16 protein-coding genes are annotated in these 16585 nt (G+C 66.3%); 7 read left to right on the top strand and 9 right to left on the bottom strand.

Annotated elements, in window-relative coordinates:
* Window positions 1-8: 8 nt before the first annotated feature.
* The 4 genes from AC4ELH_RS02010 to AC4ELH_RS01995 all read right to left on the bottom strand — a co-directional run bounded on the left by AC4ELH_RS02010 (window position 9) and on the right by AC4ELH_RS01995 (window position 3577).
* Window positions 9-680: a 5-oxoprolinase subunit B family protein gene (locus AC4ELH_RS02010; RefSeq protein WP_254358675.1), complete on the bottom strand. Its 672-nt coding sequence runs from the start codon at window positions 678-680 to the stop codon at window positions 9-11.
* Window positions 681-754: 74 nt separating this feature from the next.
* Window positions 755-1459, bottom strand: coding sequence for a queuosine precursor transporter (locus AC4ELH_RS02005; RefSeq protein ID WP_498883123.1), 705 nt, complete (start codon window positions 1457-1459; stop codon window positions 755-757).
* Between the two features lie 12 nt (window positions 1460-1471).
* Complete coding sequence (locus AC4ELH_RS02000) at window positions 1472-2422, bottom strand: ABC transporter substrate-binding protein (RefSeq protein ID WP_064885934.1); 951 nt, start codon at window positions 2420-2422, stop codon at window positions 1472-1474.
* A gap of 21 nt (window positions 2423-2443) precedes the next feature.
* Window positions 2444-3577, bottom strand: a complete 1134-nt coding sequence (locus AC4ELH_RS01995) for a YeiH family protein (RefSeq protein WP_448444881.1) — start codon at window positions 3575-3577, stop codon at window positions 2444-2446.
* 268 nt (window positions 3578-3845) lie between these two features.
* On the opposite strand from AC4ELH_RS01995, the gene AC4ELH_RS01990 reads away from it, so the two are divergent.
* Complete coding sequence (locus AC4ELH_RS01990) at window positions 3846-4151, top strand: hypothetical protein (RefSeq protein WP_064885938.1); 306 nt, start codon at window positions 3846-3848, stop codon at window positions 4149-4151.
* A 38-nt stretch (window positions 4152-4189) separates the two neighbouring features.
* Window positions 4190-4507: a heme-binding protein gene (locus tag AC4ELH_RS01985; protein WP_064885940.1), complete on the top strand. Its 318-nt coding sequence runs from the start codon at window positions 4190-4192 to the stop codon at window positions 4505-4507.
* A gap of 5 nt (window positions 4508-4512) precedes the next feature.
* Here AC4ELH_RS01985 and AC4ELH_RS01980 read toward each other — a convergent pair whose 3' ends face one another.
* Window positions 4513-5115, bottom strand: a complete 603-nt coding sequence (locus AC4ELH_RS01980) for a TetR/AcrR family transcriptional regulator (protein WP_064885942.1) — start codon at window positions 5113-5115, stop codon at window positions 4513-4515.
* Between the two features lie 86 nt (window positions 5116-5201).
* On the opposite strand from AC4ELH_RS01980, the gene AC4ELH_RS01975 reads away from it, so the two are divergent.
* The 4 genes from AC4ELH_RS01975 to AC4ELH_RS01960 are packed head-to-tail and all read left to right on the top strand — an operon-like array spanning window position 5202 to window position 10212.
* On the top strand, window positions 5202-6191 hold the full coding sequence (locus tag AC4ELH_RS01975) for a nitrilase-related carbon-nitrogen hydrolase (protein ID WP_448444884.1): 990 nt from the start codon (window positions 5202-5204) through the stop codon (window positions 6189-6191).
* Between the two features lie 9 nt (window positions 6192-6200).
* Window positions 6201-7223, top strand: a complete 1023-nt coding sequence (locus tag AC4ELH_RS01970; RefSeq protein WP_498883120.1) for an agmatine deiminase family protein — start codon at window positions 6201-6203, stop codon at window positions 7221-7223.
* The gene (locus AC4ELH_RS01965) at window positions 7220-8857 is read left to right on the top strand and encodes an amidohydrolase (RefSeq protein ID WP_498883118.1); all 1638 of its coding nucleotides are present in this window, start codon (window positions 7220-7222) and stop codon (window positions 8855-8857) included. Before AC4ELH_RS01970 ends, AC4ELH_RS01965 begins: the two co-directional genes overlap by 4 nt.
* A gap of 11 nt (window positions 8858-8868) precedes the next feature.
* A complete protein-coding gene (locus AC4ELH_RS01960; protein WP_463794027.1) occupies window positions 8869-10212 on the top strand; it encodes an APC family permease in 1344 nt (447 codons plus the stop codon).
* A gap of 96 nt (window positions 10213-10308) precedes the next feature.
* Here the strand turns inward: AC4ELH_RS01960 and AC4ELH_RS01955 are convergent, their stop codons facing one another.
* Window positions 10309-10731, bottom strand: a complete 423-nt coding sequence (locus AC4ELH_RS01955) for an organic hydroperoxide resistance protein (RefSeq protein WP_064933946.1) — start codon at window positions 10729-10731, stop codon at window positions 10309-10311.
* Window positions 10732-10844: 113 nt separating this feature from the next.
* Between AC4ELH_RS01955 and AC4ELH_RS01950 the strand changes: the two genes are divergently transcribed.
* On the top strand, window positions 10845-11306 hold the full coding sequence (locus tag AC4ELH_RS01950) for a MarR family winged helix-turn-helix transcriptional regulator (protein WP_498883115.1): 462 nt from the start codon (window positions 10845-10847) through the stop codon (window positions 11304-11306).
* On the opposite strand, the gene AC4ELH_RS01945 is transcribed toward AC4ELH_RS01950, so the two are convergent.
* The 3 genes from AC4ELH_RS01945 to AC4ELH_RS01935 all read right to left on the bottom strand — a co-directional run bounded on the left by AC4ELH_RS01945 (window position 11267) and on the right by AC4ELH_RS01935 (window position 16569).
* Window positions 11267-13309 carry an MFS transporter gene (locus AC4ELH_RS01945; protein ID WP_498883113.1) on the bottom strand — a complete coding sequence of 681 codons (2043 nt, stop codon included), beginning with the start codon at window positions 13307-13309 and terminating at the stop codon, window positions 11267-11269. The two genes, AC4ELH_RS01950 and AC4ELH_RS01945, sit on opposite strands and share 40 nt — an antisense overlap.
* Window positions 13310-13624: 315 nt before the next feature.
* Window positions 13625-14650 carry an alcohol dehydrogenase catalytic domain-containing protein gene (locus AC4ELH_RS01940; protein ID WP_498883129.1) on the bottom strand — a complete coding sequence of 342 codons (1026 nt, stop codon included), beginning with the start codon at window positions 14648-14650 and terminating at the stop codon, window positions 13625-13627.
* A 2-nt stretch (window positions 14651-14652) separates the two neighbouring features.
* Window positions 14653-16569: a flavin-containing monooxygenase gene (locus AC4ELH_RS01935; RefSeq protein ID WP_498883111.1), complete on the bottom strand. Its 1917-nt coding sequence runs from the start codon at window positions 16567-16569 to the stop codon at window positions 14653-14655.
* Window positions 16570-16585 lie beyond the last annotated feature (16 nt).

Below are 16585 nucleotides of genomic sequence, written 5' to 3'. Positions count from 1 at the left end.
CTCGCCGACTAGCCGATGGCCCGGAACTGCACCCACGTACCCGGGGTGAGCAGTGCGGGTTGGTCCCGATGAATGTCGAACAACACCGCGTCGGTGCGTCCGATCAACTGCCAGCCGCCGGGTGACTGCCGTGGGTAGATGCCGCTGAACTCGCCGGCCAGCGCGACCGCGCCGGGCGGGACATTGGTGCGGGGCTCGGCTCGGCGCGGTACCTGTAGTCGTTCGTCGCCGCCGACGAGGTAGGCGAATCCGGGTGCGAAGCCCATGAATCCGACCTGCCACTGACTGCCGGTGTGCGCCGCGATCACCTGTTCCGGGGTCAGCCCGGTCAGCGTGGCCACGTCGCGCAGGTCGGCGCCGTCGTAGACCACGTCGATGGTCACGTCGGCCTGGCCGACCGGACGGACCGGGGCCGCACCGGGTTGTAGCTGCAGCTTGCCCAGCCGTTGTCGGGTGGGCGCCTGGTAGCGCGGATCGGCCAGCTTGATCAAGATCGTGCGTGACGCAGGCACGATATCGACCACGCCGAGTAGTTGGGCCGCCGTGAGAGTGGCGGTCCACGCCAAAACATCGGCCGTGCTGTCGAACTCGAGCAGCAGAGCCTGATCGCCATAGTCGCGAGCGGTGCCCGGGTTCAGGGTCGGTCCCGTCGCGTCCATCACCTCTGATGTCACACTCATGACCTGAAGCTACCCGCGAGTAGCTAAGAAAGCTCCGGCTCTGTGAACCTTGCCAGAGGTGCCTTAACGAAGCCTCACACGGCGGCCCGATAAGTCGGCTCGCGGCGCTTGATGGTGGCGATCACGCGGTAGGTGATCGGCAGCATGATCACCTCGACCGCGGTCTTGTAGACCCAGCCCAGCGCGGCGTAGGTGACGAAGTCGCCGAAGGTGCTGATGCCGATCGCGCTGGCCGCGATACCGCAGAAAACCAGGGTGTCGCCGAGCTGGCCGGCGAAGGTGGATCCGACCAGGCGCGCCCACAGGTGCTTTTCCTTGGTGCGTTCCTTGATGGCGACGACGACCCAGGCGTTGATGGTCTGCCCGACGATGAACCCGGCCATGCCCGCCACGATCAACTGGGTGTAGGCGTGGACGATGTTCTCGAAGTGCTCCTGGTTGGTGTAGAAGTCCGCAGCGGGCAGATAGATGGTGGCCCAGAATGCGAGCGCGGCAAGGGCATTCATCGAGAAACCCAGGAAGATCGCTCGGCGCGCGGCCTTGAACCCGTACACCTCGGAGAGCACGTCGCCGATCACGTAGGTGAGCGGGAAGACGATGAAGCCGCCGTCGGTGATGATCGACCAGTTGCCGATGATCGGTCCGAAGGCGACTCCTTTGGTGGCGGTGACGTTGGAGATGATCACCAGGGCCGTGAAAACCGCGACGAGCACCGGATAGTAGGCCGAGCCGATGCTGGCGGTGCCGCGGTGTTCGGAGTGTTCCTGGGTGCTTGTCACCCGGTCATCTTGTCAGGTCAGTGCCTGGTTGAGCAGCGGTGGCAGCTGGTCGGCGACCAGCGGGTAGGACAGCGGCGAGGCGAACGCGATGGCGCCGGACAGCTCTTTGGGAGTGAACACGTGCCGCTTGCGGGTGGTGGCTTTGAGCTCGGCGATGCCCGGGTCGGCCAGCAGGGCGTCGCGCTCTGCGTCGTTCTCGGTGGTCCAGATCAATACATCGGCGGCGTCGAGCACCGAGGAGAAATCTGAGCGCGGGATGAGGTCGGGTGTCGGGGGGACGGCGAAGCCCATCTGGGTGAGGAATTCGGTCCGCCACCCGGTCTGTGCCTGGACACTGTCGCGGAACAGCGTGCCGGCGAGCAGCATCGCCTTCTTGCCGGCGAAGCGCGGATTGTTGGTGGCCACTGCCTTGAACTTGTCGTCCACGCCGGTGACCAGTCCCGTCGTCGCGTCGTTCTGGAACAGGGCCTGGCCGATCAGGGTGGCCTGGTCGCGCCAGGGTTCGAAGAACGCGTCCGGTCCGGACTGTGCGATGGTCGGGGCGATCTCGGAGAGTTTGGCGAAGGTGTCGGCGTCGAGTCCGGCATTGGTGGCCACGATCAGGTCCGGTTTGAGCGCCGCGATCGCGTCGACCTGGATCCCGTCGCTCAGGCCCAGCACGGTGGGCTGGGCGGCCCCGAGTTTTGGTTGCGCCCAGGGCCACACCGCGAACGGCTCACCACCGAACCACTCGGTCGTTGCGACCGGCACGACGCCGAGGGCCAGCAGGTTGTCCTGTTCGGTGAATCCCGCGCTGACCACGCGTTGCGGTGGACCCGGGATGTTGGTGTCTCCGAAGAGGTGGCGGACGGTCACCGAACCGTCTTTCGCAACTTCGCCGGGTTTTTGCGTGCTGCATGCGGCGACCAGGGCCATCCCAGCGGTGACCGTGAAAAACCCTCGCCGCGACCAGGTTGTCGGCACTTAGCCAGGGTAACCGTTTAGCTACCCCGTGGTGAAGGTGCCGAACAATCCGCCGAACAGGATCGAGGCCAGACCCAGCGCCACCACGATGTTCACGACGGTCGCCGCGGCGAACAGCACGATCGGTCGCCAGCCGGCTTCCTTCAGTCCGCGGAGCGAGAACTCCAGCCCGATGGCCACGAACGCGAAGATCAGGAACCAGGTTCGCAGGTCGTTGACCGTTGCGATGGCCGATTTACCGTCGGCGGCGAACTGCAGGTACAGCGTGCCGATCACCGAGGCGGCGATGAAGCCGAGCACGAATTTCGGGAAGCGGTCCCAGAATTCGCGCAGAGACGGGCGTGCCACTGCTGGGTCAGGTGTGTCAGTTCGGCGTTCGACCTTCAAGGCGAAGTACGCGGTGAGAGCGATGGCGACGATGCCGATCAGCGCGTTCTGAGTGGTCTTGACGATCGTGGCGATCTGCAGTGCCTGCTCACCGGCGATCGTGCCTGCCGCGGCGACGGCCGCGGTGGTGTCGATATTGCCGCCGATCCAGGCACCGGCGACGGCGTCGGACAGCCCGAACACGTCGGCGAGCCAGGGCAGCAAGAAGATCGACGGTAGCGCGAACACGATGACGAGCGACGCGGCGTAGGCCAGCTGCTCTTTTCGGGCCTGAACGGCGCCGGCGGCGGCGATGGCCGCACTCACCCCGCAGATGGAGACCGCCGAGGCCAGTAGCGCGCGCAGTTTGTCGTCCAGGCCCAGCCGCCCACCCAGCCACCAGGTGAATCCGAAGACGATCGAAATCAGAAGGAGTGCCTGGATGATCGCCGGTCCCGCGGCGGTGGCGAGCACCTTGAGGTTGATCGACGCCCCGAGCAGGACCAGGCCGGTCTTGATGAAGAACTCGGTGCGAAACCCTTGAGACAGGACGTCGCGGAGCGTGAACCTGGCCAGGATGGCGTTGCCGATGAGCCCGAGAGCGATTGCGTAGACCGGGAATTCGACTGATTTGGCGACTTTGGCCAGTGGTGTCCCGGCGGCCCAGTGGGGCACCTCGGTTTCCAGGAATCTGGTCGCCGCACCCAACGCGATGACCACGAGCACACCGGCGACGGCGTAGCCGGCCTTCGGCGATCGCTGCTGCGAGCGTTCCTCGGTGCTGGTCATGGGATCACGCCGCCGGGGATGGCACCGACGAGGACGAGGGTCAAGAGGATGAGGCCGACGATCACGGCCAGCCAGTCTTCGTTCACGCGCGTCAGGCTAGGTAGCGCGCATCTTCGCGGGCACCCTTGAGATCTTCACGAATACAACCAGTTACGACCGCCGTGAGTGGCGCTGCGCTGCGCTCGGTGACCAGCTATTGTCGTTCCCGCATATTGGGCGTCCCCCGAGATCTATTCTCGGCACAACGCGGACCGACTGAGGAGTGGCCATGCGGATCACGTGGTATCCGGCATTGCTCGGATTGACCGGTTTGACCATCCCGATCGCTATCTCCATTGCCGCTGCACCGGCCGCCGTTGCCGACTGCGTCGACGCCGGAGGTTCCACGGTGTGCGCGCAGGGCAATGTCCGTGGCGGTGGGCCGACGCCGCCGAAGGCCGGTCCATACTACCCGTATCCGTGTGCCAACGACTGGTACTGCGGCGACTGGGGTCTGGAGATCAATCTCGACCCCGGCCGCCCTGACAACGGTGGTGGTGGCGGCGGTGGCGGTTGGCGTCCGGGGCGGCCATGAGCCTCAGCCCATTCACCCGAGTCCACTTAGGAGCCACGATGTTCTCCCGTGTCATCGCCGCCGGTGCAATCAGCCTGTCGCTCTTGGCCGTTGGTGTGCCCGTCGCCGCGGCAGACGAGCCGAACTGCACCGCCGCTGACCTGGCCGGTGTGATGGCCGGCGTCCGCGCGTCCACCTCGGCGTATCTGTTCACCCATCCCGACGTCAACGCGTTCTTCACCAGCCTCAAGGGGCAGTCGAACGAGCAGATGGCCGAATCGGTGAAGGTCTATCTCCAGGACAAGCCGCAGATCCGGGCCGAACTGACGGGGATCCGGCAACCGGCGATCGATTTCCGTAACCGCTGCGGCGGGTAGGCGACTCACTGCTGCACGAGCCCGCGCAGCAGGACCGCCAAACCGAACTCGAACGCATCGTCGGCGCGCGCGGGCCTGGGCGCACCGGTGTCGAGCGCAGCGGTCAGTTCCGGGCCGACCTCGGCGCTCGACTCCCACGGCCGGTCGGGTGCGGTGAGGTCCAGCGCGGACCCCAGCACGTAGTTGTCGACCAACGTGATGATCCGCAATGTGTCGGTCGGATTGAAGCCTCCGCGGGTCAGGGTTACGGCGATCGCGTTGTACATGGTCAGTGCCTGGCTGCTGTTGACGGCGTGGGCTGTGAGCAAGGGAATCAACTGCGGGTAGCGGGCGAAGCTGCTGCGGTACGAGCGCATGATGTCGGCCAGGATGTCGATCCATGGCCGCTCGGCGTGCAGGTCGGGCAGGTGCACCTCTGACATCGCCCGTTCACGGAGCAGTTCGACGATCTGCTCGCGCCCGGAGACGTGGTTGTACAGCGACGACGGGCTGACCTTGAGCCTGCGGGCCAGTTCGGGCATGGTGAAACCGCCGGTTGTGCAGACGAGATCCATTGCCGCACTGGAGATCCGGTCGATTGACAGGATCGGTGATGGTGGTCGCCCCATGTTCTGTCCCCCTGATCGAACTTAACTCTTTACAAATGGTGTCCTGGCTCACACAATAAACGAATCACATTCGTTTTAGGAGTCCCATGATCACGCTCACTGCGAGCGCCCCCGACTCGCTGTCGCGCAGCACCGCATCACAGCGACCGCCTCTGCGGGTGGGGTTGGTGCAGCACCGCTGGCGGCCTGACGCCGCAGAACTCACCAAGGTGTTGCGCGACGGCATCGACCGCGCCGCCGGTGCCGGCGCCACCGCGGTGTTCCTGCCCGAGATCACGCTGCTGCGCTACCCGGCCGACACCCCGGCCGGGCCCAACCCGGGGGAGGGGGCCGAGGACCTGACCGACGGCCCGACCTTTGCACTCGCGGCCGAGGCGGCGCAGGCCAACGGGATCTTCGTGCACGCCTCGCTGTATGAGAAGGCTCCCGCGGCCGACGGCCTGGGCTACAACACCGCGATCCTGGTGTCGCCGTCGGGCGAGCTGGTCGGGCGTACCCGCAAGATGCACATCCCGATCTCGGCGGGGTACTACGAGGACACCTACTTTCGACCGGGCCCGGCTTCCGCGGACGACGATCCGTACCCGGTGTATGACCCCGAGGGGCTGGGCGCACGGGTCGGCCTGCCCACCTGCTGGGACGAATGGTTCCCCGAAGTGGCCCGCAACTATTCGCTCGGTGGCGCCGAGATCGTGGTCTATCCGACCGCGATCGGATCGGAGCCGGTCTTCCCCGCGTTCGACACCCAGCCCTTGTGGCAGCAGGTGATCGTGGCCAACGGCATCAGCAGCGGCTTGTTCATGGTGGTGCCCAACCGAACCGGGGACGAGGGCACCGTCTCGTTCTACGGCTCGTCGTTCATCTCGGACCCCTACGGTCGCGTGCTGGTGCAGGCGCCGCGCGACGAGGAGGCCGTGCTGGTCGCCGATCTCGACCTGGACCAGCGGCGTGACTGGCTGGAGCTGTTCCCGTTCCTGGTCACCCGGCGCCCTGACAGCTACGGCCGGCTGACCGCTCCGGTCGACCCTGCCCACCCGTACGGCGATGGCCATGCGGCCACGCCGGTCGTGAAATAGGAACGGTTGGTGACCTCATACCTGATGCCCGCCGAGGGCGCACCGCAGGATCGGGTGTGGATGGCCTTTCCTTCGGATGGCTATTCGCTCGGCGACACCGAGCAGGCGCGCCATGAGGCCCGGTCCACCTGGGCCGCCGTGGCTCATGCCGTGGGGCAGTTCGAACCGGTCACGATGCTCGTCGACCCCGCCGAGCTCGCGGTCGCGAAACGCTATGTGTCTCAAGACATCGAGCTCATCGAGGCGCCGTTGAACGATGCCTGGATGCGGGATATCGGGCCCACGTTCGTGCACGCCGACGACGGGTCGGTGGCTGCCGTCGACTGGACGTTCAACGGTTGGGGCGCCCAGGACTGGGCACGTTGGGACCGCGACGCCGAGATCGGGGCGATGGTGGGCGAACTCGCGGGCGTCACCGTCGTGCCGTCCGCGCTCGTCAACGAGGGCGGAGGTATCCAGACCGACGGGCACGGCACGGTGCTGGTCACCGAGACCGTGCAACTCGACCCACACCGCAATTCCGGCGCCACCAAGGCCGGTGTGGAGACCGAACTGGCGCGGACCATCGGAGCGACCGACGTGGTGTGGCTGCCGTACGGACTGACCCGAGACAGCCAGCGCTACGGCACGCGCGGTCACGTCGACATCGTCGCGGCCCTCACCGCTCCGGGGCGTCTGCTCCTGCATACCCAGCGCGACGAATCACATCCGGACAGCATGGTGTGCAAAGGGATTCGATCGGCCGTCGAAGACAGGTTCGACATCGTCGAGATGCCCGCGCCGGCCACTCTCACCGATGCCGACGGTTACGTCGACTACAGCTACATCAACCACCTGGTTGTCAACGGCGGCGTGATCGCCTGCGCATTCGATGATCCGCACGACGCGGAGGCGCGGGCGATCCTGGCCGAGCAGTATCCCGGCCGCGAGGTCGTGGCCGTCGACGCCCGACCACTCTTCGAGCGTGGCGGTGGAATCCATTGCATCACCCAACAACAACCATCCCCGATCCAGAGGGAGGCCGTCGCATGACCGCCCGCAATGCGCCGCCCGAGCTCGGTGCGAGCTCCACCTTGTTCCACGGCGGCGTGATCTGGACGCCCGGCCACACCACCGACGCACTGCTCGTTGCCGCCGGTGTGGTGCGCGCAGTCGGCGCCGACGCACTGGCGGCCACGGCCGACCGGACGGTGGACCTCGAAGGTGGATTCCTGATGCCTTCGTTCGGTGACGGTCACGCCCACCCGCTGTTCGGCGGTCTGGAATCGGCAGGACCTGCGGTGCGGCCATGTGAGTCGATCGACCAGATCGTAGCGGCGGTCAAAGAATTCGCAGATTCGAACCCCGATCAGGAGTGGATCGTCGGGGCATCGTATGACGGCAGTCTCGCTCCCGGCGGACTGTTCGACGCGCGCTGGCTCGACGCCGCGGTCCCGGACCGGCCAGTGGTGTTGCGCGCCTGGGACTATCACACCCTGTGGGTCAACTCGGTCGCACTGCAGCGGGCCGGCATCACCGCCGACACCCCGGAGCCGGCCCTCGGGGAGATCCCGCGTCGCGAGGACGGCACCCCGCTGGGCACGCTGCGGGAATGGGGCGCCACGGACCTGATCACCGCGGTCATGCCGCCCCGTGACGAAGCGGTGCGGATCGCCGCATTGGGCACGGCCGCCGACTACTACCTGGCCCATGGCGTGACGTGGGTTCAGGATGCCTGGGTCGAACCGGCCGAACTCGATGCCTACCTCGCGGCGGCCCGAGACGGCGCCCTGCGGATGCGCTTCAACTTGGCGTTCTACGCCGATCCGCGTCACTTCGACACGCAGGTAACGCAATACGCCGCGGCCAGAGACCGGGCTGTGGCGATGGGTTCGCCGCTGCTGACCGCGCAGACCGTGAAGTTCTTCGCCGACGGGGTGGTGGAGAACGAGACCGGCGCCCTGCTCGAGCCCTACTGTTCGGGCCTGCACTCCCACGGTATGCAGTTGTGGGAAGGCGATGCCCTGGCGGAGGCGGCCAGGAAAGTCGACGAGCTGGGCCTGCAGATCCATATCCACGCCATCGGCGATGCCGCGGTCCGCCAGGCCCTGGACGCCATCGAATACGTTGCACGGCACAATGGTCCACGCGACCGGCGCCCGGTGATCGCGCACGCTCAGCTCGTGGACGACGCCGACCTCGGGCGATTCTCCGAACTCGGGGTGATCCCGAACATGCAGCCGTTGTGGGCGCAGATGGATGCCCTGATGACGGTGCTCACGATCCCGCGACTGGGGGCCCAGCGTGCGGATCGGCAGTACCGGATGCGCACGCTGGAGAATTCCGGTGCGGCACTGGCATTCGGATCGGATTGGCCGGTCTCCTCGGGTGCGCCGTTGGACGGCATCGCTGTCGCGGTGTCGCGGTGCACCTCCGACGGTGAACCGGCCGGGGGGTGGACACCCGAAGAGGTGCTCCCGATCGAGCCCGCCCTGGCCTCCTATACCGGAGCCGTGGCGTATCAGGCCTTTGCCGAAGCTGATTGGGGCCACATCGCGCCAGGGGCGAGTGCCGATCTCGTCTGGCTGGACCGTGATCCGAGGTATGTCCCCCCGTCGGAACTGTCACAGGTGCAAGTGCGCGCCACCTATCTCCAAGGCACACAGGTCTATTCGGCCGCAGAATGAGAGGAAATGTCATGGCCGATTTGGCTGAGGCCACCGAGGGGCGGTTGCGCCGCGCGCTCGGGCTGCCGTCGTTGGTGCTGTTCGGTCTGGTCTACATGGTGCCGCTCACGGTGTTCACCACCTACGGCATCGTCACCCAGACCACCGGCGGCAGGTTGTCCGTCGCATACCTGGTCACTTTGGCCGCCATGGTGTTCACCGCGCGTTCCTACGCCAGGATGGCCGTCGCCTATCCAGTTGCGGGATCGGCATATACGTACACCCAGAAGTCGTTCGGCGCGCCGATCGGATTCCTCGCCGGCTGGTCACTGCTGCTGGATTACCTCTTCCTGCCGATGATCAACTACCTGGTGATCGGCATCTATCTCAACGCCGCGGTTCCGGCGATCCCCGGTTGGGTGTTCGTCGTGCTGTCCATCGCGGGGGTGACGGTGCTCAACATCGTCGGCATCGTGTCGGTGGCGCGGGCGAATCTCGTCATCATCGCGATACAGGCGATCTTCATCGTGACTTTCTTGGTGTTGGCCTGTTCCAAGGTGTTCAGCCTGGGCGCGGTGGACCTGATGGCCCCCTTCCACGGTGACGGCGGCGCAACGGGATTCAGTCCGGTGCTGGCCGGCGCGGCCATCCTGTGCCTGTCGTTCCTGGGGTTCGACGCGGTGTCTACGCTGTCGGAGGAAGCCAAGGATCCCAAGCGGTCCGTTCCGCAGGCGATCATGATCGCCACCGTGGTGGCCGGGGTGATCTTCGTCGTGCTGTCCTATCTCGGGCAGTTGGTGTTCCCCTCCAACCAGTTCACCGATGTCGAGTCCGGATCGCTGGATCTGATGCTGACGGCGGGCGGCCAGTTCCTTCAGACCTTCTTCACCGCGGCGTATGTCGCCGGTGCGCTCGGATCCGCGATCGCGTCGCAGGCGTCGGTGGCCCGGATCCTGTATGCGATGGGGCGCGACGGGATCCTGCCGCGCTCGTTCTTCGGTCACGTCTCGCCGCGGTTCGCCACTCCGGTGTACGCGATCCTGGCGGTGTCAGTCGTGTCGCTGCTGGCCACCGTGATCAGCCTGACCACCCTGGCCTCGGTGATCAGTTTCGGTGCACTGGTGGCGTTTTCGGTGGTGAACCTGTCGGTGATCAAGCACTATTTCGTCGACCGGCAGGAGCGCGACGGTGCCAGGGTGATCAGCAATCTCGTGCTGCCGCTGATCGGCTTCCTGCTGACCGTGTGGCTGTGGACCAGCTTGTCGGGGCTGACGTTGGTGATCGGGTTGACTTGGCTGGCAGTGGGATTCGTGTGGCTGGCCGGAGTTACCCGTGGCTTCCAGCGGCCGACGCCGGTACTGGACTTGAAGGAGTAACTGACCGCCCGTGAATGCATGCCTGCCGAGTGGCCACTTGTGACACGCGATTACGCGAAAGGCGTGCGACAAGTGGCCATTCGATCCACTGCTCCGTCAGGCGACGCTGATGGTCACGTCGATGTTGCCGCGGGTGGCCTTCGAGTACGGGCAGACCTGGTGCGCGTCATCGGCGATGGCCTGGGCGGTCTCCCGATCGACACCGGGGATGGTGACGTTCAGCCGTGCCCGCAGTGAGAATGCCCCGTCGGTGTTGAGCAGGTCTACCTCGGCATCCACGGCGGTCTCGGCGGGCAGTTTCACGTTGTGCTTGCCCGCGGTCAGGCCCATGGCGCTGAGGAAGCAGGCCGACCAGCCCGCCGCGAACAACTGCTCGGGGTTGGTGCCGGAGCCGTTGCCTCCGGGCGGGGTGAGCTGGATGTCGAGATTGCCGTCGGAGCTGTAGGCCTCACCCTGACGGCCGCCGGTGGTGTGGGTCTGGGCGGTGTACAGCACGTTGTCGGTCTGGCTGGTGGTCACGGCGTTCTCCTTCGGGTGGATGATCGGCTCCAATTGGACGCGTTAGAGATGAACGCGGGGTGGTCATGTATTTCATCCCGTCCGACTAAATCGGATCCGATATAATTTTGACCATGGCGCTCAAGGCTCCGCAACTCTCCGATTTCCTGTGCTTTGCCATCTACTCGGCCAACCTCGCGTACGGCAAGGCCTACAAGCCGATCCTGGATCGGCATGGCATCACGTACACGCAGTACATCGCGCTCGTCGCGCTCTCGGAACAGGATCACCAGACGGTCGGCAGCCTCGGGGAGAAGCTGTTCCTGGAGTCGAACACGCTGACTCCGATCCTCAAGCGGCTCGAAGCGCTGGGGTACGTGACACGGCAACGTGATCCCGACGACGAGCGTCAGGTGCGCGTCAGCCTCACCGACGCCGGCCGCGCGCTCCGGGCGCAGACCCTGGAGATGGACCTCTTGGCCGCGACGGGGCTGTCACTGGACGAACTCAAGACCATGCAACGCGGCGTGTCCACGCTGCGGGACAACCTGCGCAACTACTCGCGATCCGTCGTTGACCCTGCGGCCACGGCGTGAACGTTCGAGTGGACCGCGCCCTCCACGCAGGATGAACGTCGACAGTCCTCCGGGATTACCAGGACCGGGGTGGTCGAGTGCGCGACGACGGCGCCGGCCACGCTGCCTTCCAGGTGGCCCAGCAGTCCGCTGCGCCGGTGCGGGCCGACCACGATCAGGCTGGCGTTGAGTTCCTGAGCCGTCTCGACGATGCCTTTCCAGATGGGCGCCGCTTCGACCGTCACGCTGCGGGCGGAGAAACCTGCCCTGGCGGCCAGCGATGCGCCGTGAGCAGCCGTCTGCTCGGCGGCCCGTCGTACCTCGGTCGCCTGGTCGGCGTCGAAATGCGTCGTCTCGACCGGCGTGAATCCGACATCCACCGGCTGCCAGACACAGACCACCACGGCGTCGCGACCGACCGGCAGTTCGGCCGCGGCGCGTTCGATGGCGCCGGCGGCGCGTTGTGATCCGTCATAGGCGAACAGCACCGGTCCGGTGGCGGCAACAGGCATCGCGCCCGCCTCGGATGCCGTCACCCGCCGGTCTCGGCGTGGTGCGGGAATCGGTGTGGGCAGGCCGGGTCGGAGCCGCGCCAGCAGGGGCGGCGAGTACCAGGCCGGCGATTCACCGTCGAGGAACTGGTCGAGGTCGGGTGTCTGGGGCCGGGCGCCACTGAGCGCATAGACGGCCACTCCGAAGACGGCGCCACCGACGGCCAGTCCGAATCCGATCCACAGGGCGTCGCCGGCGCCCGCGGTGAGACCGCCGGCCGCTCTGGCCGCGAAATGGGCGAAGATCGGCGCCACCATGAAGGCGGCCACGGCCCGCAACAACTCGATGATCGCGAACACGCGCTGAAGGCTGTTGGACTGCAGCGAGAATCCGGCGACGAACAATGCGGGGGCCACCGTGGCGCCCAGCGCCAGCCCGGTCAGCGCCGAGGCGAGCAGGGCCAGCGGTTGATTGGCCGGGATGGCGAGCCGAAACAGCACGATCCCGGCGGCGAGCAGGCCCATGCCGACGAGCGGAAGGTAGTGCATCGACCGTTTGGAGATGACGGAACCGAACACGAACGCCATCACGATCGCGCCGCCGAGTTCCGGCAGGTACAGCAGCCCCACCTGTACCGGGCTGTAGGTCTCCATGAAGACCTGAGCTGTCAGCGCGGTCGCCGCCACCGACGCGGCCGCCGCGAACAGCGCGACACCGACGCCGGCCACGGGAATCGCACTGGTCAGCATGGTGCGCACGGTCAGCAACGGCCGGCGGGACCGGAACTGATACACGATGAGCAGCACGATCAGGGCCAGGCCGCCGAGCATCGGCACGATCGCCACCGGGTCGGTGAATTCATGGCTGGTCAGTTGTGCGGCACCGATGAAAGCGGCGGCGCAGCCGACCGACGCCAATCCGATGGCCCGTAGGTCACGCGGTGCGTCGAGGTCGGCAGGCGGAGCGTCCTCGAAGGTCAGGGCCGCCATGACAAGGGCTCCGACGGCGATCGCGGCGATGATCCAGAACAGTGGCCGCCACGCGAGGGCTTCTGCCTGCGCACCACCGATGAACGGGCCGAGCGCGACGGCCCCGAACACGCACATGTTCATGATCACGGCGGTGTGCCGCAGTTTGTCCCTGGGGAAGCCGATGGTCAGCGGCGGCGCCGCGGCGATCAGCAGCATGCTGGTGGCCAGACCTTGCAGGATGTGTCCGCCGATGAACATCGCCCCGTTGACCGCCGACGCGGCGATCACCGACCCCAGGACCAGGACGACTGCATAGGCCAACAGCATCCTGCGCTGGGGCAGGTGCTGGGCGAACTGCACGGCGAGGACCGTGCCCACCGCATAGGCGGCATTGCCCAGGCCGAAGCCGAGGCTCATGGTCTGCGCCGACAGGTTCAGCTGCTCGGAGATGATCGGTACCAGCGGATCGACCGCGGCAGACAACGCCAGGTAGGGGATCAACGCCAGGGTGACCATGGCGGCCACCGCGGGGTACCGGCCGGCGAGCGGACCTTGACGCATCAGCGCCGCCCAGTGCGGGCTGTTGGCAGTGCCTGGCGCTGCGGCGCCGCGTTCGGACAGTCAACTAACGAGTTCGATTGGCGCACGTGTCCGTTTAACTGTCGACACCGCAGTTGTTATTCCGTTGTCGGCGAGTTAATTCCGGATTGTGAAGCGTCTCACGTAAATTTGCATAGAACAACGATGTGTTGTAAAAAAGGCCGGTTGCGCTGAGGGGGAAGGCTCATGAAGTTCACAGCGAATTGACAGTGAAATCGATCAAAGCGCCGTGACTTTGCGTCAAAAGCCTTGTCTACCAGTGCAACTGAATGTCGGTTACGGCTTGAGCTGCACCTTCAAGTCCTCGCCCGAGCGGGAGAACGCTTTGGCGTAACCGTCGGCGGCCTCGTCCAGCGACATCGTGGTGGTAAAGATCCCGTCGACGTCGAGACGACCGGCCTGCAGCAGCGGAATCAGTTCCGGCCAGGTCTGCTGGACCGGCGCGGTGGTGAACCGGATCGTCAGGCTGCGCAGCAGGCAGCCCAGTGCGGGCATCGGATAGGGCTGCAGATCGTGCACGCCGACGACGGACACCGTGCCACCGGCCCGAGCGGCGTCGATGGCGTCGTTGATCGAGGCGTCCATGCCCACCGCGTCGACGACGGAGTCCACGCCGAGGCCACCGGTGGCTTCCCGGATCGCCTGCGCCGAGGGCGGGGCGAAGGTGATGGCTCCCGAGGCTTCCGCGCGTTCGCGCCGGGCCTCCACCGGGTCGACGGCGAAAACCTTTGCCGCACCGAGGGTGATGGCGCTGCGCAGGGCGCACATGCCGACCGCGCCCAGGCCGATGATCGCGACGGAACCGCCGACCGGAATGTCGGCGCGTTTGGCCGCTGCCCAGCCGGTGGCCAGGTTGTCGGTGAGCAGCAGGGCCTGCTCGGTGCTGATGCCCTCCGGCATCTTCAGGAGCTGGAAGTTCGCCGCCGGTACCGCGAGCAGTTCGGCCTGAGCGCCACCGAGGAATCCGGTGCCGAAGATCTGGGGACCCTGCAGGCAGCGGATCGGGTCGTGGGTCGCGCAGCCACTGCAGTGCCCGCAGCCGGCCACCGAGGACACCAGCACCTGGTCGCCGACGGCGAATCCGGTGACCTCCGGACCGATTTCGACGATCGTGCCGACGGCCTCATGTCCGACCGACACCGGATCGGCGATCGGGTAGTGGCCCTCCAAGAAGTGTAGGTCCGATCCGCAGATTGACGCGGCCTCGACCTTGACGACGGCCCCGTCGGGACCGGGCAGGACCGGGTCAGGCCGGGTCTCGACGCTGACCTTTCCGGAACTGTCGACGACGACTGCGCGCATGCTCACGCCTCCTGCACTGTGAAGTCTGACCAGACGGGTTCGTTGATGGCGGACCGGTATTCGCTCAACCGCCACGGACTGACGGTGTGGATCTCACCGTCGGAATTCTTGAAGTACGAGTGCTTGATGGAGGGCTGCGCCCACACGGTCTGGCGGATGGCTTCCTGCGAGCGCCGGTGCCATTCTTTGGTGGGCTCGGGCAGCGGCTCCATGGTCCGCAGGCCCTCGGTGATCAGGTGCTCCAGGCACTGGTTGATGTAGCGCATCTGCAGTTCGGAGTTGAGGATGAGGCTGCCGCCGTGGGCCAGGTGGGTGCCCGGGCCGTAGGTCATGAAGAAGTTGGGGAAGCCGGGCACCGTGATACCGCGGTAGGCGTACGGCCGCTGCCCCCAGACGTCGTGCAGGTCGATGCCGTCACGCCCGGTGATCGTCATCGGGAACAGTACGTCGGTGGCCCGAAAACCGGTGGCGTACACGATGATATCGACGTCGTACGTCTCGCCGTCGGTCGTGACGACCCCGCTCGGGGTGATGCGTTCGATCGGGGTGCGGATCAGGTCCACGTTGTCGCGTTTGAGGGCGCCCAGCCAGCTGCCATTGTCCTGCAGCGTGCGCTTACCGGTGGCCGGGTAGTCGGGCAGCACCTTGGCCAGCAACCCTGCGTCGTCACCGACCTGGGTGGTGATCCAGTCGGTGAACATGATGCGGGCGATGGCGTTGATCTCGCTGACCGCATTGCCGTGGTCGTCGTAGTCGGGATCCACCCGGGCGGCGTCCAGGCCCTTGTCGGCTCCGGGCCACAACAGCAGGAAGCGATACCAGCGGCCGTAGTACGGCAGGTGTTCCATCGCCCAGCGGACACCGTCGGCGACGGACTCGTGGTACATCGGGTTGGGGAACATCCACTGCGCGGTGCGCTGGAAGACCGTGAGGTGGGCGACCTTGTCGGCGATGGCGGGGGCGATCTGGAACCCGCTGGCGCCGGCGCCGATCAGCGCGACCCGCTTGCCGGTGACGTCGACATCGTGGTTCCACGCCGCCGAGTGAAAGGCCGGTCCCGCAAAGGTTTCCGCGCCGGGGAACTCGGGGATCTGCGGCCGGTTGAGCTGACCGACGGCGGTGATGACGGCGTTGGCCCTTAGTGTCTCGGTGCCGGCGGCCGAGCGCACCATGACGTTCCACATCCCACCATCCCATTCCGCGGACACCACTTCGGTGTTCCATCGGATGTTCGGCTCGAGGTCGTGGCGGTCCACCACGTCGCGGAAGTACTGGCGCAGTTCGTGCTGTTCGGCGAAGAAGTGATCCCAGTGGTTGCTGGGTTCGAAGCTGTAACAGTAGAAGTGGTTGGCCACGTCTACCCGGGCGCCGGGATAGCTGTTCTCCCACCAGGTTCCGCCCGGTCCGGCGTTCTTCTCCACGATGGTGAAATCGATACCGGCCTGCTTGAGCCGTACCCCGGCCAGCACCCCGGACTCGCCGCAGCCGATCACGATGACGCTGACGCCTTGCGTGTCCTGCAGTGGTGTGGGCCGCCGTGGGTCGACCCCTTCGAGGTCGAGCTCCTCGAGCATCAGCGGCAGGTTGTCCTCGTCGACCGGTTCACAGGCCGCCCAGTCCAGCATCTCCCGCACCAGTTCGGCGGGCAGCGGGTCGGGCACTGGGCAGCCGCGATCGCGGTAGTCGGCGATCACCGGCAGCGCCACCTCACGGGCCCGGGCCTTGTCTTCCTCGCTCATGAAGCCCTGGACCTCATTGAGGAACAGGCCGGCCTGTTTGAACTCGCGGATGTACCGCGGGTCGCCGGTGATGTGCACGAGCGAGAGCAGCAGCGTCGGGACGCTGACCTGCTCCAATGCCGCCGCGATGTCGGCATCGGGGGTGGTGAACGGCTGGCCGACATGGAAACTCCGGGTCACGCGGCGTTACGCTACT

This window comes from Mycobacterium shunyiense, assembly GCF_058270075.1.
The sequence above is the reverse complement of the archived record's forward strand: the minus strand, read 5'-3'. Positions and strand labels throughout refer to the sequence as shown.